At 71.4% G+C, this 21597-nt stretch carries 22 protein-coding genes; 13 read left to right on the top strand and 9 right to left on the bottom strand.

All coding sequences use genetic code 11. The annotated features are described in order from the left end of the window. Positions 1-48: 48 nt before the first annotated feature. Both FJ657_RS06480 and FJ657_RS06475 read left to right on the top strand, forming a co-directional pair. Positions 49-867, top strand: coding sequence for a class I SAM-dependent methyltransferase (locus FJ657_RS06480; RefSeq protein ID WP_141162891.1), 819 nt, complete (start codon positions 49-51; stop codon positions 865-867). 52 nt (positions 868-919) lie between these two features. Beyond that, the gene (locus FJ657_RS06475; protein WP_141162890.1) at positions 920-1735 is read left to right on the top strand and encodes a DNA/RNA non-specific endonuclease; all 816 of its coding nucleotides are present in this window, start codon (positions 920-922) and stop codon (positions 1733-1735) included. A 120-nt stretch (positions 1736-1855) separates the two neighbouring features. On the opposite strand, the gene FJ657_RS06470 is transcribed toward FJ657_RS06475, so the two are convergent. The 4 genes from FJ657_RS06470 to FJ657_RS06455 form a co-directional block, all read right to left on the bottom strand. After that, on the bottom strand, positions 1856-3025 hold the full coding sequence (locus tag FJ657_RS06470; protein ID WP_141162889.1) for an FUSC family protein: 1170 nt from the start codon (positions 3023-3025) through the stop codon (positions 1856-1858). A gap of 45 nt (positions 3026-3070) precedes the next feature. Next, positions 3071-4138 carry a CAF17-like 4Fe-4S cluster assembly/insertion protein YgfZ gene (gene ygfZ / locus FJ657_RS06465; RefSeq protein WP_141162888.1) on the bottom strand — a complete coding sequence of 356 codons (1068 nt, stop codon included), beginning with the start codon at positions 4136-4138 and terminating at the stop codon, positions 3071-3073. Beyond that, a complete protein-coding gene (locus FJ657_RS06460; RefSeq protein WP_141162887.1) occupies positions 4131-4739 on the bottom strand; it encodes a heme-binding beta-barrel domain-containing protein in 609 nt (202 codons plus the stop codon). Before FJ657_RS06460 ends, ygfZ begins: the two co-directional genes overlap by 8 nt. 188 nt (positions 4740-4927) lie before the next feature. Next, positions 4928-5206 carry a hypothetical protein gene (locus FJ657_RS06455; RefSeq protein ID WP_141162886.1) on the bottom strand — a complete coding sequence of 93 codons (279 nt, stop codon included), beginning with the start codon at positions 5204-5206 and terminating at the stop codon, positions 4928-4930. Positions 5207-5260: 54 nt separating this feature from the next. Between FJ657_RS06455 and FJ657_RS06450 the strand changes: the two genes are divergently transcribed. The 7 genes from FJ657_RS06450 to pstB all read left to right on the top strand — a co-directional run bounded on the left by FJ657_RS06450 (position 5261) and on the right by pstB (position 13431). After that, a complete protein-coding gene (locus tag FJ657_RS06450) occupies positions 5261-5962 on the top strand; it encodes a winged helix-turn-helix domain-containing protein (RefSeq protein WP_141163907.1) in 702 nt (233 codons plus the stop codon). Positions 5963-6012: 50 nt separating this feature from the next. Next, the gene (locus FJ657_RS06445) at positions 6013-8184 is read left to right on the top strand and encodes an RNA degradosome polyphosphate kinase (RefSeq protein WP_141162885.1); all 2172 of its coding nucleotides are present in this window, start codon (positions 6013-6015) and stop codon (positions 8182-8184) included. Beyond that, entirely contained in the window at positions 8181-9125 is a 945-nt protein-coding gene (locus tag FJ657_RS06440) for an NUDIX hydrolase (protein ID WP_141162884.1), read from the top strand. Before FJ657_RS06445 ends, FJ657_RS06440 begins: the two co-directional genes overlap by 4 nt. A 159-nt stretch (positions 9126-9284) precedes the next feature. Then, the gene (locus FJ657_RS06435) at positions 9285-10406 is read left to right on the top strand and encodes a phosphate ABC transporter substrate-binding protein PstS (RefSeq protein ID WP_141162883.1); all 1122 of its coding nucleotides are present in this window, start codon (positions 9285-9287) and stop codon (positions 10404-10406) included. A 49-nt stretch (positions 10407-10455) separates the two neighbouring features. Then, complete coding sequence (pstC, locus tag FJ657_RS06430; RefSeq protein WP_141162882.1) at positions 10456-11517, top strand: phosphate ABC transporter permease subunit PstC; 1062 nt, start codon at positions 10456-10458, stop codon at positions 11515-11517. After that, a complete protein-coding gene (gene pstA / locus FJ657_RS06425; protein ID WP_141162881.1) occupies positions 11514-12620 on the top strand; it encodes a phosphate ABC transporter permease PstA in 1107 nt (368 codons plus the stop codon). The genes pstC and pstA overlap by 4 nt, the downstream gene beginning before the upstream one ends. A 31-nt stretch (positions 12621-12651) precedes the next feature. Beyond that, positions 12652-13431, top strand: coding sequence for a phosphate ABC transporter ATP-binding protein PstB (gene pstB, locus FJ657_RS06420; protein WP_141162880.1), 780 nt, complete (start codon positions 12652-12654; stop codon positions 13429-13431). A 105-nt stretch (positions 13432-13536) separates the two neighbouring features. On the opposite strand, the gene FJ657_RS06415 is transcribed toward pstB, so the two are convergent. From FJ657_RS06415 to FJ657_RS06405, 3 genes are all read right to left on the bottom strand, one after another. Beyond that, positions 13537-14721, bottom strand: coding sequence for an aminotransferase class I/II-fold pyridoxal phosphate-dependent enzyme (locus tag FJ657_RS06415; RefSeq protein WP_255447298.1), 1185 nt, complete (start codon positions 14719-14721; stop codon positions 13537-13539). Between the two features lie 65 nt (positions 14722-14786). Further along, positions 14787-15596: a polyprenol monophosphomannose synthase gene (locus FJ657_RS06410; protein ID WP_141162879.1), complete on the bottom strand. Its 810-nt coding sequence runs from the start codon at positions 15594-15596 to the stop codon at positions 14787-14789. A gap of 110 nt (positions 15597-15706) precedes the next feature. Further along, entirely contained in the window at positions 15707-16402 is a 696-nt protein-coding gene (locus FJ657_RS06405) for a hypothetical protein (RefSeq protein WP_181408898.1), read from the bottom strand. A 159-nt stretch (positions 16403-16561) separates the two neighbouring features. Here FJ657_RS06405 and moaA point away from each other — a divergent pair, with 159 nt between their 5' ends. From moaA to FJ657_RS06385, 4 genes are all read left to right on the top strand, one after another. Then, the gene (moaA, locus tag FJ657_RS06400) at positions 16562-17653 is read left to right on the top strand and encodes a GTP 3',8-cyclase MoaA (RefSeq protein WP_141162878.1); all 1092 of its coding nucleotides are present in this window, start codon (positions 16562-16564) and stop codon (positions 17651-17653) included. Continuing rightward, positions 17646-17894 (top strand): MoaD/ThiS family protein, encoded by a 249-nt coding sequence (locus FJ657_RS06395; protein ID WP_141162877.1) that lies wholly within the window; start codon positions 17646-17648, stop codon positions 17892-17894. The genes moaA and FJ657_RS06395 overlap by 8 nt, the downstream gene beginning before the upstream one ends. A 62-nt stretch (positions 17895-17956) precedes the next feature. Then, the gene (locus FJ657_RS06390) at positions 17957-18796 is read left to right on the top strand and encodes an MTAP family purine nucleoside phosphorylase (protein ID WP_141162876.1); all 840 of its coding nucleotides are present in this window, start codon (positions 17957-17959) and stop codon (positions 18794-18796) included. Then, positions 18796-19845 (top strand): NAD-dependent epimerase/dehydratase family protein, encoded by a 1050-nt coding sequence (locus tag FJ657_RS06385; protein ID WP_141162875.1) that lies wholly within the window; start codon positions 18796-18798, stop codon positions 19843-19845. Before FJ657_RS06390 ends, FJ657_RS06385 begins: the two co-directional genes overlap by 1 nt. A gap of 10 nt (positions 19846-19855) precedes the next feature. Here the strand turns inward: FJ657_RS06385 and FJ657_RS06380 are convergent, their stop codons facing one another. Both FJ657_RS06380 and FJ657_RS17345 read right to left on the bottom strand, forming a co-directional pair. Beyond that, on the bottom strand, positions 19856-20563 hold the full coding sequence (locus FJ657_RS06380; protein ID WP_255447297.1) for a sensor histidine kinase: 708 nt from the start codon (positions 20561-20563) through the stop codon (positions 19856-19858). 172 nt (positions 20564-20735) lie between these two features. Continuing rightward, positions 20736-21482 (bottom strand): response regulator transcription factor, encoded by a 747-nt coding sequence (locus FJ657_RS17345; RefSeq protein ID WP_141162873.1) that lies wholly within the window; start codon positions 21480-21482, stop codon positions 20736-20738. Positions 21483-21597 lie beyond the last annotated feature (115 nt).

Here is a 21597-nt window from a genome sequence, read left to right as displayed (position 1 = left end):
ACCGGCGGGAGCCGGTGCGGGGATGCGCGCCGCTAGCCTTCTCGGGTGGTGAGCGGAGCGCGGGGCGGACGCGTCGAGGGACGCGTGACTCGCGGCACCACGAACACGAACCGCCTGCGCCGCATCGACCGCTGGATCGCCGTGCAGCCGGTGCTGCGGCGGGCCGTCGACCCCCTCGTGGTGGATCTCGGCTACGGCGCCTCGGCCACCACCCCCCTCGAGCTGCACGAACGGCTGGCGCGCGTGCGCCCCGACGTCGAGCTGGTCGGCGTCGAGATCGAGCCGGAGCGGGTGCGCCTCGCGAACGAGCGGGCGCGGCCGGGCGTGAGCTTCCGTCTGGGCGGCTTCGAGACGCCGACGCCCGGCGGGCGCCCCGCCGCCGTCATCCGGGCCTTCAACGTGCTGCGGCAGTACGACGAGGACGAGGTCGCGGCGGCGTGGACGCGGATGCTCGCGCGCCTGCAGCCGGACGGCCTGCTGGTGGAGGGCACCTGCGACGAGATCGGACGGGTGTGCAGCTGGGTGGCGCTCGGGCCGGAGGGTCCGCGCACGCTGACCGTCTCGTTGCGGCTGCGAGACCTCGACGCGCCGTCGATCGTCGCCGAACGGCTGCCGAAGGCCCTCATCCACCGCAACGTCGCCGGCGAGCGCGTGCACGACTTCGTGACGACGCTCGACCGGGAGTGGGCGCGCGCCGCGCCGCTGTCGGCCTACGGTCCGAGTCAGCGCTGGATCGCCGTCGCCGAGGGGATGCGCGCCGCCGGCTGGCCGGTGCGCGACGGCCGCGCGCGCTGGCGGCTGGGCGAGCTCACGGTCGACTGGGACGCGGTCGCGCCGGTTGCGGCACCCCAGCGCGACGCCGGCTGACGATCGCGGGAGAGTTCACCCGGGTGTCACAGGCCGGTGCGAGGGTGGCGACGTGAGCGGATACGACGTCGACTTCCTGGCCCAGCCTCTCCCCCTGCCCGTGCCGGCCGAGGGGCGCGATCTGACGCAGCTCGACTCCACGCACTTCTCGATCGGCTTCGACGTGCATCGCCTGCTCGCCGCGTTCACGGCCGTGAACATCGACGGCGCGCAGCTGGTCGACCTCGGGCGCGGCGACGACTGGCACCTCGACGCGCGCATCCCCGCCGATCAGCAGACCGGACCCGAGGTCTACGCCCGTAACGACCTCGATCGCGGTCACCTCGTGCGGCGCCGCGACCCGGTGTGGGGCGACGCGGCGACGGCGCAGCGCGCCAACGTCGACACCTTCGCCTACACGAACGCCGCCCCGCAGTCGTCGGCGTTCAACCAGAAGCCCGAGCTCTGGCTCGGCCTCGAGGACTACGTGCTCGGGGCGACCGAGGCCAGCGACGCGAAGGTGAGCGTGTTCACCGGGCCCGTCTTCGCCTCCGACGACCCGCTGTACCGCGGCACGCACATCCCCCAGCGCTTCTGGAAGATCGCGAGCTGGGTGATCGGCGGCGAGCTGCAGGCCACCGGCTATGTGCTCGACCAGACGGCGCTCGTGGCGAAGTACCGTCGCGACGCCGACGACAGCCGCGAGTTCGCGCCGGGCGATCCGCAACTGGGCGCGTTCCGCACCTTCCAGGTGCCGATCGACGACATCGCGAGCCTGACCGCGCTCGGATTCGGCCCCCTCGTCGCCGCCGATCGGATCAGCCGTGCGACGCTCGGCGCGGAGGACCGCTGGATCGAGCTCGACTCCCCCGCTGCGCTGCGGTTCTGACGAACGACACCCGGGCGCGACGCGCGTGCCGGGCGTCGGGTGCCCGGTGTCGGGGTGGACGTCGGGTGACGAGGCCGGGTGACGAGGCCCGGGTCGGCGCCGGGGCTGGTGCCGGCAGGCTCAGATCTCGGGCAGGAGCGCGCGGGCGTCATCCGCCGCGGCGCCGGACCCGGCGAGCAGGTCGACGACGAGCGGGCGCAGCAGGATGACGATCGTCGCCTCGGCAGCGGTCGCGTTCGTCGACACCGTGGCCGGGTCGAGTCGCGCCGCCAGCCGCTCGAGGCGCGCCCGCGTCTCGCGGGGATCCGCGTCGGCCGTCGCAGCGCCGGCCCGGGTGTCGAGCGCCCGGCCCAGCGCGTCGAGCGCCTGCTGGACCTCGGCGACCAGTTCCGCCAGCTCGGGGCGCGCGATCCCGTCGCGGCTCAGGTACTCGGTGCGGCGCGCGATGACGCGCAGGTGCCGCGCGGCGAGGTCGGCCGTGCGATGCGCGATCTGCTGACGACGCAGCTCGGGCAGATGCCGGCGCAGCAGCGGCGCGATGCGCGCGACCGCGATCGCGCTCTCGAGCGACCCGGCCCACGCATCCACCATCGGCTGGGTGCGGCGCAGCCGCGTGAGCGCGAGCGCGGCGGCAGCCGTGTCGCCGTCGGCGAGCGCGCTCGCGACCGACCCGCTCGACTCGCTCAGCACGGCAAAGAGCGAGCGGCCCTCGCGACGCGCCGCTCCCCGCGGGTCGCGGGGCACGAGCGCCGTCACGAGCAGCGCCATGGCCGCGCCGATCAGGGCGTCGAGGGTGCGGGTGAAGGGTCCGCCGACCGGGGCCGGCAGCAGCATGACGAGAGCCGATTGGATGGCGGCGGCGATCGCGAACCCCGGCGAGGGCGACGCGGCGCGAGCCACGAACAGCGTCACCGTGAGCACGACCACGAGCTGCCAGAGCCCGCGCCCCGCGATCAGCAGCAGGAGATCGGAGAGCGCGATGCCGATGAGCATGCCGATGATCGTCTCGACGAGCAGGCGCGGACGTGCGTCGCGGGCGAGTCCGAGCGCGCTCAGCGTGAACGTGACCGAGAGCAACGGCGTGGCGTGGCCGATCGCGAAGTGCGCGATCGCGTAGGCGGCCGTGACCGCGGCGACGATCTGCAGGATCGCGGGCGCCGAGTCGGTGACGCGGCGCCCGACCGTGAGCACGTCGAGGCGGCGGCGGAGGCGGCGCTCGATCGCGGCGATCGCCCGCGACCGGGCCGTCGCGGCGCCGGAGGTGTCATCCGGTCCTGTCGTGGGTGCCACGATGCTGCGCCGTCCGTCGCCGGGTCGGGGTCGTCGGGCCGCGGCCTAGCGGCGCACGGCGCCGAGGCGCGGCAGGCGCGGGACTTCGGCGACGGCGCCGGCATCCACCGGCACGATGACCTCCTGCGCGGCGGCGACCTCGCCCTCCTCGGCGAGCACCACCACATCCCCCTCGGGCGCGGAGCGCTTGAGCACGGCCAGCGCGACCGGACCGAGCTCGTGGTGCTGCGCGACCGCCGTCACGCGGCCGACGATCTTCTCGCCCGCGCGCACCTCGTCGCCGGCGGCGACGACCACGTTCTCGGAGCCGTCGAGGTGCAGCATCACCAGGCGACGCGGCGGGTGGCCGAGGTTGTGCACCTTGGCGACGGTCTCCTGGCCGCGATAGCAGCCCTTGCTCAGGTGCACGGCGCTGCGCAGCCAGTCGAGCTCGTGCGGCAGCGTCGTCGCGTCGAGCTCCGTGGCGGCGCGCGGACGCCAGACCTCGATGCGCAGCGCCTCGAGCGCGAGCGTGCCGGCGGCGGCCAGGTCGCTCAGCTCGGCGAGCGCCCCGCGCGGGATCACGGTCTCGCTGTAGTCCCAGTCGGCGGCGGGATGCTCGCCCTGCGCGTACTGGTGGCCTCCCCGGGTGATCTCCGCCCACGGATCGCGCCAGACGGCGAGCGGAGAGCCGAGGCCGCGGAGCGGGTCGGCGCCGAAGCCCCCGACCGTCGCGACCTCGTCGGAGCGGTCGGCGACCTCGACGCGCAGCATGAAGCGCATCCGGTCGAGGAAGGACGCGAGCGCCGCCCCCGACTCGCGGGAGTCGAGCAGCAGCCAGGCCGTCTCACCGTCGTCGACGATGCGGGCGGCGTGCTCGACGCGTCCGCTCGGATCCAGGAGGAGGGTCTCGGTCGACTCCCCCGGTGCGAGGCCCTTGAGGCTCTGCGAGGTGAGCGAGTCGAGCCACGAGAGTCGGTCGGGGCCGGTGACGGTCAGCACGGCGCGATCCGAGAGGTCGACGACCGCCTCGCCGGCGCGCAGCGGACGCTGCTCGGCGATCGGGTTGCCGTAGTGCTGCGGCGGTGCGCCGACGGCGCCCGACCGGGAGGTGAAAGGGTCGGCGTCAGTCAACGCGCGCCAGCCGTCCCGACGCGTGCGTGCGCAGGTCCTGGCCGAGAGCCGCGATGTCCCAGGCCCAGAGAAGGTGGCCGTCGACGAGGCCGTAGAGGCGGGTCGCGGCGGCGTAGTCCTTGGCGCCCGAGGTGCGCATGACGGCATCCGTCGCCAGGTCGATGCGCGGGCCGGCGATCGTGCCGAGGTAGACCTCGCTCACCCCGCCGGGCTGCACGAGCGAGACCTCGATGTCGAAGGAGCCCTGCGCATTGCGCAGCGTCTCGACCGACTCCGCCGAGGTGAAGGGTCGCTCGCCGATACCCGGCAGCATGCCCGGCCCGACGTCGCCGTCGGTGCGGTCGCGGGCGAGTCGCCAGTAGCCCGACTCGGTGTAGAGCGGCTGCGGCGCCGCATCCTCGCCCTCGCCCGGCAGCCAGACGTACGACGAGTAGTTCAGAACCGGCAGGCCGTCGTGCGTGAATGCCACCCGCTGACCGAACTCGTGCTCGCGCACCTCGTCGCCCACCTTGTAGGCGATGACGCCGGTACCCTCCCAGACGCCGAGCAGCCACGAGAGGGGGCCGAGCTCGGCGGGGACGCCGGCGTCGATGTCGAACACGCTCAGCGCTGGCCGCGGAAGAGGTTGTAGAGCACGGTCACGGCGGTGAAGCCGATGCCGAGGGTGGCCAGCGCCAGAAGCCCGATGTAGAAGAGTTCGAGAGCCAGCATGCGGTCAGTCTAACCGGGTGCCCGGGCCGGCGCCGAGCCGCGCGGACGGTGCGTCGCCACGACGGACGACCACCGCGCTCAGACGGAGAAGGTCAGGGCGACGGGATGCACGATCGCGAGCACCCCGCTGATCGCGACGAGCACGACCAGCGCGCCGACGACGCTCACGCCGAGCCGCGTGACGAGCCCCTCGCGACGGCCGACCGCGAGCTGGATCGCGAAGGCGACGAGCAGGCTCACGGCCGCGACGACGGGGATCCAGGTCAGCCATGCCGAGCCCGACACGACGGCGACCGCGAGGCCCGCTCCGAGCGCGACGACCCAGACGGGCAGGGCGCTGACGAGTACGCGGGACATGAGGACATCGTAGGGGGCAATAGAATCGGCACCTTGGCGGAACCCGGAGGACGCGTGGCGCAGCTGTTGATCCTGACCCCGACCATCGACGGCGATGTTCTGCCCGCACTCGGGCTGCTGTCGCATCGCGTGCGGCAGATCCCCGCCGACCCCGCGGCGCTCGTGACCGCCCCCGACGCCGAGGTGCTGTTCGTAGATGCGCGCCGCGACCTCGCCGCGGCCAAGGCGCTGTGCAAGGTGCTCGATCAGGCCGGCGCCGGCGCGCCCGTGATCCTCGTGCTCACCGAGGGCGGACTGACCGCCGTTTCGGTCGACTGGGGCGTCGACGACGTCGTGCTCGCCGACGCGGGCCCGGCCGAGGTGGATGCGCGCATCCGACTCGCCATCGGCCGCGCCGCCCAGGAGTCGACCGGGTCGAAGATCCACGCCTCCGGCGTCGTGATCGACGAGGCGAGCTACTCGGCGAAGGTGCACGGCAAGCCGCTCGACCTCACCTTCAAGGAGTTCGAGCTGCTGCGGTTCCTCGCGACGCACCCCTCGCGCGTCTTCACCCGCGAGCAGCTGCTCAGCGAGGTGTGGGGCTACGACTACTTCGGCGGAACCCGCACGGTCGACGTGCACGTGCGCCGCCTGCGGGCGAAGCTCGGCGACCTCGACTCGCTCATCGGCACCGTGCGCAACGTCGGCTACCGCTTCAACCTCGACGAGGACGACATCGCCGCCCGACTCACCTCCGACGCGGCCGAGCCGAGCTGAGCCGAACCGGTTCACCTCCCGTTAACGCGGCCCGGTGGCAGGATTGCCCCATGGACAGCGACAGCCCCTACGGCGACGCCACGGTCGCGGCGGACCTCCTCGACGACTACGAGCCCGAGCCCGAGCTCGTCGACGACGGCACCCTTCCCGGTGACCGCTTCCTCGATCGGGAGCTGAGCTGGCTCGCCTTCAACCAGCGCGTGCTCGAGCTCGCCGAAGACGACACGCTCCCGCTGCTCGAGCGCGCGAACTTCCTCGCGATCTTCGCCTCGAACCTCGACGAGTTCTTCATGGTGCGCGTCGCCGGCCTCAAGCGCCGCATCGCCACCGGCCTCGCGGTGCCGACCAACGTCGGCCGCTCGCCCTCCGACGTCCTGGCCGACATCGGCCGGCTCGCGCACGAGCTGCAGGAGCGCCACGCCCGCGCCTTCCGCGAGTCGGTCAAGCCGGCGCTCGACGACGCCGGCATCCACGTCGAGAACTGGAGCGACCTCGACGAGGCCGATCGCATCCGCGTCGACGAGCTCTTCACGGGCCAGATCTTCCCGGTGCTCATGCCGCTCGCGGTCGACCCCGCGCATCCCTTCCCCTACATCTCGGGGCTCTCGCTGAACCTGTCGGTGCGCGTGCGCAACCCGAAGACCTCGCGCATCGAGTTCGCCCGCGTCAAGGTGCCGCCGAACCTGCCGCGCTTCGTGCAGCTGCCGGATGACGAGAGCGGCCGCCTGCGCTACATCCCGCTCGAGGACCTGATCTCGAACCACCTCGACCACCTGTTCCCGGGCATGGAGATCCTCGAGCACCACGAGTTCCGCGTCACGCGCAACGAGGACGTGCAGATCGAGGAGGACGAGACCGAGTCGATCATCCAGGCGCTCGAGAAGGAGCTGCTGCGGCGCCGCTTCGGACCGCCCATCCGCCTCGAGGTCACCGACGACATGGACGACGTGACGCTGTCGCTGCTCATGTCGGAGCTCGACATCACCGAGCAGGAGGTCTACCGCCTGCCCGCGCCCCTCGACCTCGGCGGGCTGTTCGAGCTGCAGAAGATCGCGCGCCCCGACCTCAAGTACCCGAAGCAGGTTCCGACGACCGCGGCGGCGCTGCTGCCGAGCGAGCCGAGCGACAAGCCCGACATCTTCGCCTCGATGCGCCGCGGCGACATCCTGCTGCACCACCCCTACGAGTCGTTCTCGACGAGCGTGCAGGCCTTCCTCGAGCAGGCCGCCGCCGACCCGAACGTGCTCGCCATCAAGCAGACGCTGTACCGCACAAGCGGCGACAGCCCCATCGTCGAGGCGCTCATCGACGCCGCCGAAGCCGGCAAGGCCGTGCTCGCGCTGGTCGAGATCAAGGCCCGCTTCGACGAGCAGGCCAACATCGGATGGGCGCGCAAGCTCGAGAAGGCCGGCGTGCACGTCGTCTACGGCCTGGTCGGGCTGAAGACGCATTCGAAGCTCGCCCTCGTCATCCGCCAGGAGCGTGGCGGCCTGCGGCACTACAGCCACATCGGCACCGGCAACTACAACCCGAAGACCTCGCGCATCTACGAGGACCTCGGCCTGCTGACGACCGACGACACGGTCGGCAAGGACATCACGCGCCTCTTCAACGAGCTCTCGGGCTACGCCATCGAGAAGAAGTTCCGCCGTCTGCTCGTCGCGCCGCTGCACCTGCGCAAAGGACTCATCAAGCGCATCGACACCGAGGCAGCGAACGCCCGCGCCGGCAAGCCCTCCGGCATCCGCATCAAGGTCAACTCGATGGTCGACGAGGCCATCATCGACGCGCTGTACCGGGCCAGCCAGGCCGGGGTTCCGGTGGATGTGTGGGTGCGCGGCATCTGCTCGCTGAAGCCCGGCGTGCCGGGGCTGAGCGAGAACATCCGCGTGCGCTCGATCCTCGGCCGCTACCTCGAGCACTCGCGCATCTTCAGCTTCGCGAACGACGGCGAGCGCCAGCTCTTCATCGGCAGCGCCGACATGATGCACCGCAACCTCGACCGCCGCGTGGAGGCGCTCGTGCGCCTCACCTCGCCGGCACACATCGACGAGCTCGAGACGCTCTTCGAAGAGGCCATGAGCGACGAGACGAGCACCTGGTGGCTCGGATCCGAGGGCGAGTGGGAGCGGCACAGCCGCGCCGCCGACGGCACCCCGCTCGTCGACCTGCAGTCGAAGCTCATGACCGAGATCGCGGCTCGGAAGCGCAGCAGCCGATGACGGTCGCTCCTTCGCCGGTGCTCGCGGCCGGCGCCGTCGTCTGGCGCGAGAAGAACGGCGAGCCGCGCGTGCTCGTCGTGCATCGCACGCAGCAAAAGGACGTGTCGCTGCCGAAGGGCAAGCTCGACCCGGGCGAGACCCTGCCCGAGACGGCGGTGCGCGAGATCGCCGAGGAGACGGGCCTGCTCGTGGGCCTCGGCGCCCCGGTCGGCGTGGTCGAGTACCCGCTGCCGAACGGCCGGCCGAAGATCGTGCACTACTGGCTCGCCGAGGTCGGCGACGACGCCATCGCCGCATCCACGTTCCAGGCGAACGACGAGATCGCCGAGCTCGACTGGGTGTCGATCGACAAGGCCCGCACGGTGCTCGACTACGAGCACGACATCGAGCTGGTCGACCGCTTCGCCGAGCTGTGGCGGCAGGGCCGCGCGCGCAGCTACGCCGTGATCGCCCTGCGGCACGGCAAGGCCGTGAGCCCGAGCGAGTGGGGCGGTCCGGATGCGACGCGTCCGCTTCAGGAGCGCGGCGCAGCCCAGGCGATGAGCGTCGCCCAGGGCATCGCCGCCTACCGCCCGCGCAAGCTCATCACGTCGACGGCGGTGCGCTGCGTCGCGACGATCGAGCCGACCGCGCGCCTGACCGGGCGCGCCGTCGCGCAGACCGACGAGATCAGCCAGGACGCTTACGCCGACGGCACCGACGACGTCGCCGCCGTCGTGCAGCGGCGACTCGACAAGCGGAAGACGGCCGTGCTCTGCAGCCACGGCCCCGTCCTGCCCGAGATCCTGGCCGAGATCGGCCGCCGCGCCGGCGCCGCGCGCCCCGACGAGCTGCGCCGCGCCTCCGGGCTCGGCACCGCCGAGTACGCGGTCGTGCACCTGCCGCTCGACCCGGCGCAGAGCGGCGTCATCGCGGTGGAGGTGCACGGCCCCGCGGCGTGAGCGACGGCGCTGACCAGCCCAGCGCGGGACGAGGCGCTCGTTGACCCTCCGTTAACCTCCCGTTCACCCGTGCCGCCGAATGTGTCCACATCAGCTTCTTAACGTGAGCAACCGAGTGCCCTGCACTCAGTCCTCAACCCGCATTCCGAAGGGAATACAGTGAAGCTCACGCGCTCTGGCAGCATCGCCGCCATCGCTCTGGTCGGCGCCGTCGCGCTGGCCGGCTGTGCCACGTCCGGCGACAGCAACGCCGGATCGGACAGTTCGAAGTCGGCCGAGGCGACCGACTACTCGAAGCTGGCCGGCACCCTGACCGCCGGTGGCTCCTCCGCCCAGGCCAACGCCCAGCAGGCGTGGACCACCGCGATCACCGCTCAGGCCAAGGGCCTGACCATCAACTACGACAAGTCGCAGGGCTCCGGCGGCGGCGTCACCAACTTCACCGCCGGCTCCTACGACTTCGCCGGCTCCGACTCGCCGCTGAAGCCCGAGCAGACCACGGCCGCCGAGGCCGTCTGCGGCGCCGACGGCGCCGTGAACCTGCCGATCTACCTCGACGGCGTCGCGGTCATCTACAACGTCGAGGGCGCTTCGGACCTGAAGCTCTCGGGCGAGACCATCGCGAAGATCTTCAACCTGCAGATCACCGACTGGTCTGACGCGGCCATCACCAAGGACAACGGCGGAAAGGCCCTCGCGGCCGGCCCGATCACCACCGTCGCCCGCTCGGACGGCTCCGGCACCACCCAGAACTTCACCAACTACCTGGTGGGCACGCAGAAGGCCAACTGGCCCTACGAGGCGTCGAACGCCTGGCCCGTCGCCGGCAACGTGTCGAAGCAGCAGGGTGGCTCGGGTGTCGTGAACACGGTCAAGGCGACCGCCGGTGCGATCGGCTACGCCGACCACAGCGCCATCGGCGACGTCAAGGCCGCGGAGATCGGCGTCGGCAGCGACTTCGTGAAGTTCTCGAGCGAGGGCGCCGCCAAGGCGTTCGAGGTCGCCGCTGAGCTCAAGTCGAACGGCGTCGAGGGCGACCTCTCGCAGAGCATCGACTACAGCAAGATCACCACGGCTGACGCCTACCCGATCCCGCTGCTCTCCTACGCGATCACCTGCAAGACCTTCAAGGACTCGAAGCAGGCCGACCTGGTCAAGGGCTACCTCGGCTTCATCGCCTCGGAGACCGGCCAGAAGGTCGCGGAGAAGAACGCCGGATCGGCCGCGCTGCCGGCCTCGATCCTCACCGAGATCAACAAGACGCTGAGCACCATCAAGTAATCAGCTGAAGCATCGCACCGTCAGACGCAGAGACCAGGAGAACATCCCCGTGACCGACAGCACGACCGTCGCGACCAGCTCTGCGTCCGAGGGCGCACCCGGCCCGGCCCCCCGCCAGGGGGGCCGGGCCCTCACCGGCAAGGGATCGGGCCGCGCCGGCGACAAGGTCTTCCTCGGCCTCAGCTCGGGCTCCGCCTGGCTGATCATGGTCATCCTCGCCGGGGTCGCGATCTTCCTCATCATCCGCTCCCTGCCCGGCATCGCCGCCAACTGGGAGACCAGCAGCGAGCTGAACTCGGGCCCGACCGCCGGCTTCGCCAACTTCTGGGCGTACGCCGGCCCGCTGCTCTGGGGAACCATCTGGGCCGCGTTCATCGCGCTCATCCTCGGCACGCCGGTCGCGATCGGCATCGCCCTCTTCATCTCGCACTACGCACCCCGCCGTCTGGCTGGAGCGCTCGGCTACCTGGTCGACCTGCTCGCCGCGGTGCCGTCCGTCGTGTTCGGCCTCTGGGGCATCATCGTCATCCGCCCCTTCCTGCTGCCGCTCGAGGAGTTCCTCAACACCTACCTCGGCTGGCTGCCCTTCTTCAGCGGCACCGTCTCGCGCAGCGGATCGACGATCCTGGCCGGCGGCGTCGTCCTCGCCGTCATGATCCTGCCGATCATCACCTCGATCACCCGTGAGATCTTCCTGCAGACCCCGCGCCTGCACGAGGAGGCCGCACTCGCCCTCGGCGCGACGCGCTGGGAGATGATCAAGCTCTCCGTCTTCCCCTACGCCCGCTCGGGCATGGTCAGCGCCACACTGCTCGGCCTCGGACGCGCGCTCGGCGAGACCATGGCGATCGCGCTGATCATCTCGCCGTCGATCCTGTTCTCGCTCACCCTCGTCACCGAAGGCGAGAACTCGCAGACCATCGCCGCGAACATCGCCACCAACTTCCCGATCGCCACCGACCTGCAGCGCTCCGCCCTCACCGGAACCGGACTCATGCTGTTCGTCGTGTCGTTCGCCGTGAACTTCATCGCGCGCTGGATCGTCGCCCGCACCGGGCCCGGCGCCACCCGCAAGACCCGCACCCGCACCCCGAAGGCGAAGACCGCATGACCTCCCCGGCCATCGACCCCACCCGCCCGACCCAGGGCATCCAGAACTCCCTCGCCACCGGGCAGCTGCCGCGGCTGATCAACGTCTGGGTCGTGCTCGGCGCGCTCCTCGTGTCGGCCGGCGTCATCACCCTGATCGGCGGCTTCAACATCACGGGCACGCTCGTGCTGACCGGCCTGCTCTACCTGATCGCCATCACGGTCGCGTCGGCGCTCGTCGAGAACGGCCGCAAGGCCGTCGACCGCCTCGTGCGCGGACTCGTCACCGTCGCCTTCCTGCTCGCGCTCATCCCCCTCGTGTCGACGCTCTGGACGGTCGTGTCGAAGGGCATCGGCCAGCTCAACTGGAGCTTTATCAGCCAGACCGGCGGATCGAGCTTCAACGCCGAGACGCTCGAGGTCACCCAGCGCGTCGGCGCCTGGCAGGCGATCGTGGGAACGCTCGAGATCACCGGGATCGCCACGCTGATCTCGGTGCCGATCGGCATCCTCACCGCGATCTACCTCGTCGAGTACGCGCAGCCCACCAACCTGCTGCGCCGCGTCGTCACCTTCCTCGTCGACGTGATGACGGGCATCCCCTCGATCGTCGCCGGTCTGTTCGCCTTCGCGCTCTTCACCCTCATCGTGGGCCCCAAGGCCTTCTCCGGATTCTCGGCCTCGGTCGCCCTGTGCGTGCTGATGATCCCGATCGTCGTGCGCTCGACCGAGGAGATGCTGCGCCTCGTGCCGATGGATCTGCGCGAAGCCTCCTACGCGCTCGGGGTGAACCGCTCGCTGACGATCATCAAGGTCGTGCTGCGCACCGCCGTCTCGGGCATCATCACCGGCGTCATGCTCGCGATCGCCCGCGTCATCGGCGAGACCGCCCCGATCTTCATCGCGGCGAGCTTCACCGACAACTTCAACGCGAACCCGTTCAGCGGCCCCATGCAGACCCTGCCGGTGCTCGCCTACTCGGGGATCAAGTTCCCCGGCCAGGACATCGACGCGTCGAACGACGCCGCCTGGGGCGCCGCGCTGCTGCTCGTGCTGCTCGTCGTCGTGTTCAACCTCATCGCCCGCATCGTCGCCGCCCTCTTCTCTCCGAAGTCCGGCCGCTAAGACCCGACCACCGCACCCCGGAAGGCCCAGCGTGTCCAAGCGCATCGAAGTCAACGATCTCAACGTCTACTACAGCGACTTCCTCGCCGTCGAAGGCGTCAGCATGCAGATCGAGCCCCGCACCGTCACCGCGTTCATCGGCCCGTCGGGCTGCGGCAAGTCGACCTTCCTGCGCACGCTCAACCGCATGCACGAGGTCATCCCCGGCGCCCACGTCAAGGGCGAGGTGCGCATCGACGGCAACGACCTCTACGGCCAGGGCGTCGACCCGGTGCTCGTGCGTCGCCAGGTGGGCATGGTGTTCCAGCGCCCCAACCCCTTCCCGACCATGTCGATCCGCGAGAACGTGCTCGCCGGCGTGCGCCTCAACAACCGCCGCATCTCGAAGACCGACGCCGACGACCTCGTCGAGAAGTCGCTGCAGGGCGCGAACCTGTGGAACGAGGTCAAGGACCGCCTCGACAAGCCCGGCTCGGGCCTCTCGGGCGGCCAGCAGCAGCGCCTCTGCATCGCCCGCACGATCGCCGTGTCGCCCGACGTCGTGCTGATGGACGAGCCCTGCTCGGCGCTCGACCCGATCTCGACCCTCGCCATCGAGGACCTCATCGAGGAGCTCAAGGCCGAGTACACGATCGTGATCGTGACCCACAACATGCAGCAGGCCTCGCGCGTCAGCGACAAGACTGCCTTCTTCAACATCGCCGGCACCGGCAAGCCGGGCAAGCTCATCGAGTACGACGAGACCTCGACGATCTTCTCGAACCCGAACGTGCAGGCCACCGAGGACTACGTCTCGGGCAAGTTCGGATGATCGACGGCCGGTCGCGCGCGGCGTGATCGGAAGGCGTTCGACGCAGGGCGTCGGGCTTCGGTTCGGCGCCCTGCGGCGTTCCCGGGCTCGCGGTCGAACGTGCCGCTAGGGGCGGAAGGACTCGAGCTGGCGGGATGCGGCCGTGACCGTCGCCGCGCTCTTGGCGAAGGTGAAGCGCAGCAGCGAGGCGAAGTCGTCGCGGTGCTCGGCGACGGTGAAGGCCGAGACCGGGATGCCGACCACGCCGACCTCGTCGACCAGACGGCGCGCGGTGGTGACGCCGTCGTGCAGGCCGATCGGGGCACCGTCGGCGACGAGGAAGTACGAGCCGCCCGGACGGTTCACGGCGAAGCCGACCGACTCGAGCGCCGCCGTCAGCTCGTCCCGGCGCGCGCGCAGCTTCTCGGCCTCGCCGCGGAAGTAGGCCTCCGGCAGCGCGAGCCCGACGGCGACCGCGGGCTGGAAGGGCGCGCCGTTGACGTAGGTGAGGAACTGCTTGACGGCGAGCACCGCATCCACCAGCTCGGGGGCCGCCGTGATCCAGCCGATCTTCCAGCCGGTGACGCTGAAGGTCTTCGCGGCGCTCGAGACCGTGATCGCCCGCCCGCGGGCGCCCGGGAACTCGCCGATGCTGCGGTGCCGCCGCTCGAAGACGAGGTGCTCGTAGACCTCGTCGCTGACGATCACGGCGTCGTGCTTCTCGGCGAGCTCGACGAGGAGCTGCAGCGTCGAGTCGGGCAGGATCGCGCCGGTCGGGTTGTGCGGCGTGTTGATGAGGATGACGGCCGTGCGGTCGGTCACCGCGGCACGAAGCTCGTCCGGGTCGGGGAGGAAGTCCGGCGCGCGCGCCGGCACCGGCACGAGGCGTCCGCCGGCGAGGCCGACGAGCGCCGCGTAGCTGTCATAGAAGGGCTCGATCACGACCACGTCGTCGCCGCGGTCGACGAAGGCGAGCAGCGACGCCGAGAGGGCCTCGGTCGCGCCGGCCGTGACGAGCACCTCGCGGTCGGCATCCCAGTCCAGCCCGCGGAAGCGCTTCTGGTGGTCGGCGATCGCCTGACGCAGCGGCGCGATGCCGCGGCCCGGCGGGTATTGGTTCGCGCCGTCGCTGATCGCCTGGCGCGCCGCCTCGAGCACCTCGGCGGGCCCGTCCTCGTCGGGGAAGCCCTGGCCGAGATTGAGGGCGCCGCGCTCGGCGGCGAGCGCCGACATCTCGGCGAAGATCGTCGGCCGGGCGACGCCGTCGGGCCCCAGCAGTCCCGCCGCGCGGACCGTGCGCTGCCACGGCAGCTCGGCCGGAGTCGAGGCCCGGTTCGAGGCGGGGTCGGATGCGGTGCTCTCGGCGTCGGCGCGGCTCACTCCCCCAGCCTAGAGACGCGTCGGGGCTCCGCATCGCGCGGTGTCGCCGCGTGACGACCCGGCCCCCGCCGGGTGCTGGGGTCCGGCTCGCGGCGCTGGAAGCGGTCGGCGACAGCCCACCGGGTCACCTGCACCAGTGCCTCCCCGATGATCCGCGTGCTCATCTTCGAGCGACCCGCGACGCGCTGGCGGAACACGATCGGCACCTCGGCCACATCGACGTGCTCGTGCGCCGCTCGGCGCAGCAGGTCGATCTGGAAGCAGTAGCCGCGGCTCGTCACCGTCTCGAGTTCGAGCCGGAGCAGCGCCGACGCCGTGAACGCGCGATACCCTCCGGTGACGTCGCGTGTGCGAAGTCCGAGCAGCCGGCGCGCGTAGGCACTCCCCGCTCGACTGAGCACGCGACGTCGGAGCGGCCAGTCCTCAACCCGGCCGCCGTCGGCCCAGCGGGACCCGATGGCGAGGTCGCGCCCCGCATCCAGCTCCTCGAGCAGTCGCGGGAGGTCGGCGGGGCGATGCGAGCCGTCCGCGTCGAGCTGGACGAAGCGCTCGTAGTCGCGCTCGAGGCCCCAGGCGAATCCATCGAGGTAGGCCGCCCCGAGGCCGCGTCGCGGCCCGTGATGCAGCACATGGATACCCGGCGAGCCCTCGGCGAGCTGATCAGCGAGGGCGCCGGTGCCGTCCGGCGAGTCATCGTCGACGATGAGGATGTCGACGTCGCGGTCGAGTCGGAGCAGCTGTCCGACGACCTCGGGGAGGTTGTCGCGTTCGTCGTAGGTCGGCATCACCACGAGGGTGCGGGGCATGAGTCGCCTCTCTCGGACCCGAGGGGCTCCGGATATGGAAGAACCCGCCGCGCGGATGCACGGCGGGTTCTTCCGGGATTCGTGCGGGAGCTGGTCCCGCCGACTCGTCGTTACTTGGTGGCGACGGTGATCTTCGCGACGCCCACGAGCAGCTGGGGCTTGACCGCATCGGTGCCGAAGGTCTTGTTCAGCAGGTCGGCAGCGTCGGCCGAGATGTGCACCGTGGTGCCCTCGAGGATGCCGTTGTTGCCCTCGGTCCGCAGCGGCTTCAGGGTGCCTCCGTGGAGGTCGAAGAGGAAGGCGTCGTCAGCGGCGACCTGGCCGTCGACGGTGACCTTGCCGTGCAGCTCGGAGGTGCCCGGGTCGATGACGAAGTCGGTCAGCTCGACGACCTTGCCGCCCCCGGTGAGGCTGATGCCCGAGCCGTTGTGGTCGATCTCGCCCTGCACGTAGGGGCGGTACGACTTGGCCGGGTCGTAGTAGTCGACGTTGCCGCCGGTGATCGGGAAGGAGAAGATCCCGTTCTCGAACTTGGCGGTGCCGACGACACCCGGGGTGAGCTGGAGGCTCGTGAGCGCGTCGACGAAGCCCTGGTCGACGGTCACCTCGGTGTCGACGCCCTTGGAAAGGTCGGGCAGCGAGACGACCGGTTCGGGCTTGGTCTCGGACGACTTGGTGGTCTCCTTGCTGGGCGAGGAGCCGCTGTCGCTGCTCGTCGAGCAGGCCGCGAGCGAGAAGGCGAGGGCGCCGACGGCGATGATGCCGAGGCCGCTCTTGACGAGCGAGTTCTTCGAGATGGAGCGCATGATTCGTTCCTTTGGTCGGTGATTCCCGGTTGGTGACATGGGTTCGGGAGCATGCTCGAAAGGGATCGGTCCGTGACCTTTTCGTGACATTGCATTCAGGTGGCGCACAGCATCGGGTGGGCGACAGCGGTGCGCGATGTCGCCGCCTACGGTGGGCACATGGGCGCTCTGACACTGGGGATGCCGAGCGTGCGGCGCTCGGCCGCCGCCGAGGACGGGGTGATCGACGTCGCCGATCGACCCGGCACGCCGCTGCTCGTCGACCGCTTCGGCCGGGTGGCCCGCGACCTGCGCGTCTCACTGACCGAGAAGTGCTCCCTGCGCTGCGTCTACTGCATGCCGGAGGAGGGGCTCCCCGCGATCCCGCGAGACCGGCTGCTGACGGCCGCCGAGGTCGCGCGGCTCGTCGGAATCGGCGTGCGCGAGCTGGGCGTCCGCGACATCCGCTTCACCGGCGGCGAGCCGCTGCTGCGCGCCGACCTCGCCGAGATCATCGAACGCAGCGCCCGCGAGGCCGACGGCGTCCCGCTCTCGCTCACGACCAACGGCATCGGCCTCGACAAGCGCGTACGAGCCCTGCGCGACGCGGGACTCACCCGCATCAACATCTCGCTCGACACGATCGATCGCGAGCACTTCGCCCGCCTGACCCGGCGGGACCGGCTGCCCGCGGTGCTGGCCGGGATCCGCGCCGCGCACGAGGCAGGACTCACCCCACTGAAGATCAACGCCGTGCTGCTGCGCGACACCCTCGCCGGTGCGGGCGACCTGCTCGCCTGGGCTCTCTCCACCGGATCGCGGCTGCGCTTCATCGAGCAGATGCCGCTCGACGCCGACGGCGCCTGGACCCGTGAGGACCTCGTGAGCGCCGCGGAGCTGCTCGACGTGCTCGGCCGCCGATTCGAGCTCTCTCCGGTCGGCCGGCACGAGGCGTCGGCGCCCGCCGAGGAGTGGGCGGTGCGCGGATACGAGGTGGACGGCGCACCCGCGACCGTCGGGATCATCGCCTCGGTCACGCGTCCGTTCTGCGCCGACTGCGACCGCACCCGCGTCACCGCGGAGGGCGCCGTGCGGTCCTGTCTGTTCGGCGACGAAGAGACCGATCTGCGCGCGCTGCTGCGCGACGGAGCGGACGATGAGGCGATCGCCGACCGCTGGCGCTCCGCGATGTGGGTGAAGCAGGCGGGCCACGGGATGGACCGCGCCGACTTCGTGCGGCCGGTGACGAGCATGGGAGCGATCGGTGGCTGAGACCGCGGTGCTGGTGCGCTACTTCGCGGCCGCCGCCGAGGCAGCCGGTCGACGCGAGGAGTCCGTCTGCGGCGTGACGACGGCGGGTGAGCTGCGCCGGGAGCTGTCGCGGCGCCACGGCGCTGCGATGGAGCGGGTGCTGGCGAACGGCTCGCTGCTCCTCGACGGGGTCGTCAGCCGGGACGACGGACGCGCCCTCGGGGCGACGGCCGACGTGCTGCCGCCCTTCGCCGGAGGCTGACGCCGGAGCCGACACCGGAGCGGGCACAGCGCCCGCGGGTCGGCGTGCCCCACAATCGAGACATGACCGCAGCAGCGACGATCGGCATCATCGGCGGCTCCGGCCTCTACGACCTCCTCGGCGACGACGCCGAGTCACGGGAGGTGGACACCCCCTACGGACGCCCCTCGTCGCCGGTGTCGATCGGGCAGTTCGCCGGTCGGACCGTCGCCTTCCTGCCGCGTCACGGAACCGGGCACTCCGTCGCCCCTCACCTGATCAACGCCCGCGCGAACATCTGGGCGCTCGCCTCGCTCGGCGTCACCGCGCTCGTCTCGACCGCAGCCGTCGGCTCCATCCGCGCCGAGTACCCGCCCCGCGCCCTCGCCGTGCTCGACCAGATCGTCGACTACACGCACGGCCGCACCGGCACGTTCTTCGACCAGGGCGACGTGCAGCACCTGCCGTTCTCCGACCCCTTCGATCCGGTTCTGCGGCGGATCATGCTGGAGGTCGCGCCCGAGGCCCAGCCGACGGCGACGATCGGGATCATCCCCGGCCCGCGCTTCTCGACGCGCGCCGAGTCCGCGCGCTACCGCGGCGACGGCGTCGACCTGCTGAACATGACCCTCGCGCCCGAGGTCGCGCTGGCGGCCGAGCTGGGGATCGGCGCGGTCACGCTCGCGATCGTCACCGACACCGACGCGGGCGAATCGGCCGACGACCCGGACACGGTCAGCGCCGAGCTGGTCTTCCGGCGCCTGAGCGAGGCGCTGCCCCGCATCCGCGAGATCATCGCCGGGGTCGTCGCCGGCGTCCCCGGCGACTTCGCTCCGCGTGAGCTGATAGCGGCCGAGGCGGTGCGACGGGTGCTCGAGCGGCCGACCACGGGCTCCCCCGCGACGTCCGGGGCGGAGGCGTGATGCGCCTGCTCGTGACCGGCGGGGCCGGGTTCATCGGATCACACGTCGTCGACGCCGCTCTCGACCGCGGCATCGAGGTGCGCGTGCTCGATTCGCTGCGCGGCGATGTGCACGAGGGGCCCGCCACGGTGCCCGACGGCGTCGAGCTGATCGTCGGCGACGCGCGCGACCGCGACACGCTCGACCGCGCCCTGCTCGGGGTGGATGCGGTGTGCCACCAGGCGGCGAAGGTCGGCCTGGGCAAGGAGATCGGCGACGCGCCGGACTACGTCGCGTCGAACGATCTCGCGACGGCCCAGCTGCTGGCCGCGGCGGCCCGGGCCGGCATCGGGCGTCTGGTGCTCGCTTCGTCGATGGTGGTCTACGGCGAGGGTGCCTATTCGGGCTCGAGCGGTCTCGTGCGCCCCGCACCGCGGCGGCGCTCCGACCTCGACGCGGGCCAGTTCGATCCGCGCCACCCCGACACCGGCGAGGTGCTCTCGCCCGAGCTGCTCGACGAGGACGCGGCTCTCGACCCCCGGAACGTCTACGCGGCGACGAAGCTGGCACAGGAGCACCTCAGCGCGGCGTGGGCCCGTGAGACCGGCGGACGCGTCGCGGCACTCCGCTACCACAACGTCTACGGCCCGCGGATGCCGAAGAACACGCCCTATGCCGGGGTCGCTTCGCTCTTCCGCTCGGCGATCGCGCGGGGCGAGACACCGCGCGTGTTCGAAGATGGCGGGCAGCGCCGCGACTTCGTTCACGTCGCCGACGTCGCCGACGCCAACCTGGCCGCGCTCGACTGGACCGATGCCCAGCAGCCGGGCGCGGTGCGCGCCTTCAACATCGGCAGCGGACGGGTCACGACGATCCTCGAGATGGCCGAGCTGCTCGCGCATCACGCCGGCGGCGACGCGCCGATCGTGACCGGCGAGTACCGGCTCGGCGACGTGCGGCACATCACCGCGTCGTCGGAGCGCGCCGCCCGCGAGCTCGGCTGGCGGGCCCGGCGCGATCTCGACGAGGGCATGCGCGAGTTCGCGACGGCGCCTCTGCGCGGCGAGTGACGCCGCGCGATCAGGCCGCCGACATCCCCGCGCCGCCGGGGAGGCTGAGCTCGAAGCGGCATCCCCCCGGAATGTTGCGGACGCTGACCTCGCCATGATGCGCACGCGCGATCCCCCTCACGATGGCGAGACCGAGCCCCGCGCCGCCCGTCTCCGCACCGGCGCCGACCGGCGAGGGCGACGCGCCGGGGCCACGCCAGCCCGCCTCGAACACACGGGCGATCTCCGCCTCGGGGATGCCCTCGCCGGCATCGACGACCGAGATCACGGGTCGTCCGTCGAGCACCGCCGCGCAGACGGTCACCGGCGCGCCGGCGGGACTGTGCTGGATCGCGTTCAGAAGCAGATTCGACACGGCGCGCGAGAGCTCCCGCTCGTCCCCCATCGCCATCACATCGCCGCCCTCGGGCACGCGCAGACGGATCTCGCGATCGAGATACCGGGAGCGATGGTCCATGACGGCGTTGCTGACCACCTCCACCAGCGACACCGGCTCGAGCGCGAGCCCCAGCGAGCCGGATTCGATCTTGCTGAGCTCGAACAGGTCGTCGACCATCCCCGAGAGCTGGAGCCCGAGGTCGTGGATGCGCCCATGGAAGCGCTGCGGATCATCGGCGACACCGTCGACGAGCGACTCGCTCATCGCGACGATCCCGCTCAGCGGAGTGCGCAGGTCGTGCGCGATGAAGGCCGCCAGCTCACGGCGCGACGCGGCCACCCGCTCTTCGCGGGCCCGTTCGCCGCGCTCGAGCCGAAGCTGATCGCGCAGGCCGGCGAGCTGAGCCGCGGAGAGGTCTCGTGCCGATCGGGCGCGTCGAGCGATCACCGCCGTGACGATCGCTCCTCCAGCGGCGAGCGCCGCCGTGATCACGGCTGCGGCGACGATCCACTCAGTCGATTCCACGTGTTTCCTCCGGATGCTCGAAGCGATAGCCGACGCCCCAGACGGTGGCCAGATGCCGAGCGGATTCCGGATTCTTCTCGATCTTCTCCCGCAGCCGCCGCACGTGCACGGTGACCGTGGAGAGATCGCCGTGAGTCCATCCCCAGACGACGCGAAGGAGTTCGTCACGCCGGAACACCTGGTTCGGTCGCTTGAGGAAGAAGGCCAGCAGGTCGAACTCGCGCGTGGTGAGCTCGAGCGGCTCGCCGTCGAGCCGGGCGGTGCGGGCGGTGGGATCGAGGTGGAAGCCTCCGAGGTCGATCGGCGACTCCGGCGCGAACTCGGAGACGGTGCGGCGCAGGATCGCCTGCACCCGCAGCACGAGCTCGCGCGGCGAGTACGGCTTCGTCAGGTAATCGTCGGCGCCGGCCTCGAGCCCGTCGATGCGCGCCTGCTCGTCACTCATCGCGGTCAGCAGCAGCACCGGCAGCTGCGCCGTCGCCGGCTCGGCGCGCAGTCGACGGCACACCTCCAGCCCGTCGATCCCCGGCATCATGCGGTCGAGCACGACCAGATCGGGGCGGATGCGCGCGACCGCCGCCAGCGCCGAGAACCCGTCGGACGCGTGATCGACGAGCAGCCCAGCCGCCCGGAGGTAGCCGATCGCGACCTCGGCGAGGTCGCGCTGGTCTTCGACGAGGAGCACCCGACGATCGCGCCGTCGGGAGTCGGCTGCGGGGCTGTCGGTGCTCACAAGGCTCAGGTTAGGGCGCGACGACCGCCGCCGCGGTGACGCACTCAGCGCGCACACGGCGACGCGGGTGCGCGAGCGGGTCGCCGCCGTTCGCGTTCCGTAACACTTCTCGCCT

It is taken from the genome of Schumannella soli, assembly GCF_006517435.1.
Taxonomy (GTDB): domain Bacteria; phylum Actinomycetota; class Actinomycetes; order Actinomycetales; family Microbacteriaceae; genus Schumannella; species Schumannella soli.
This window is presented reverse-complemented; position numbering and strand designations above follow the sequence as displayed.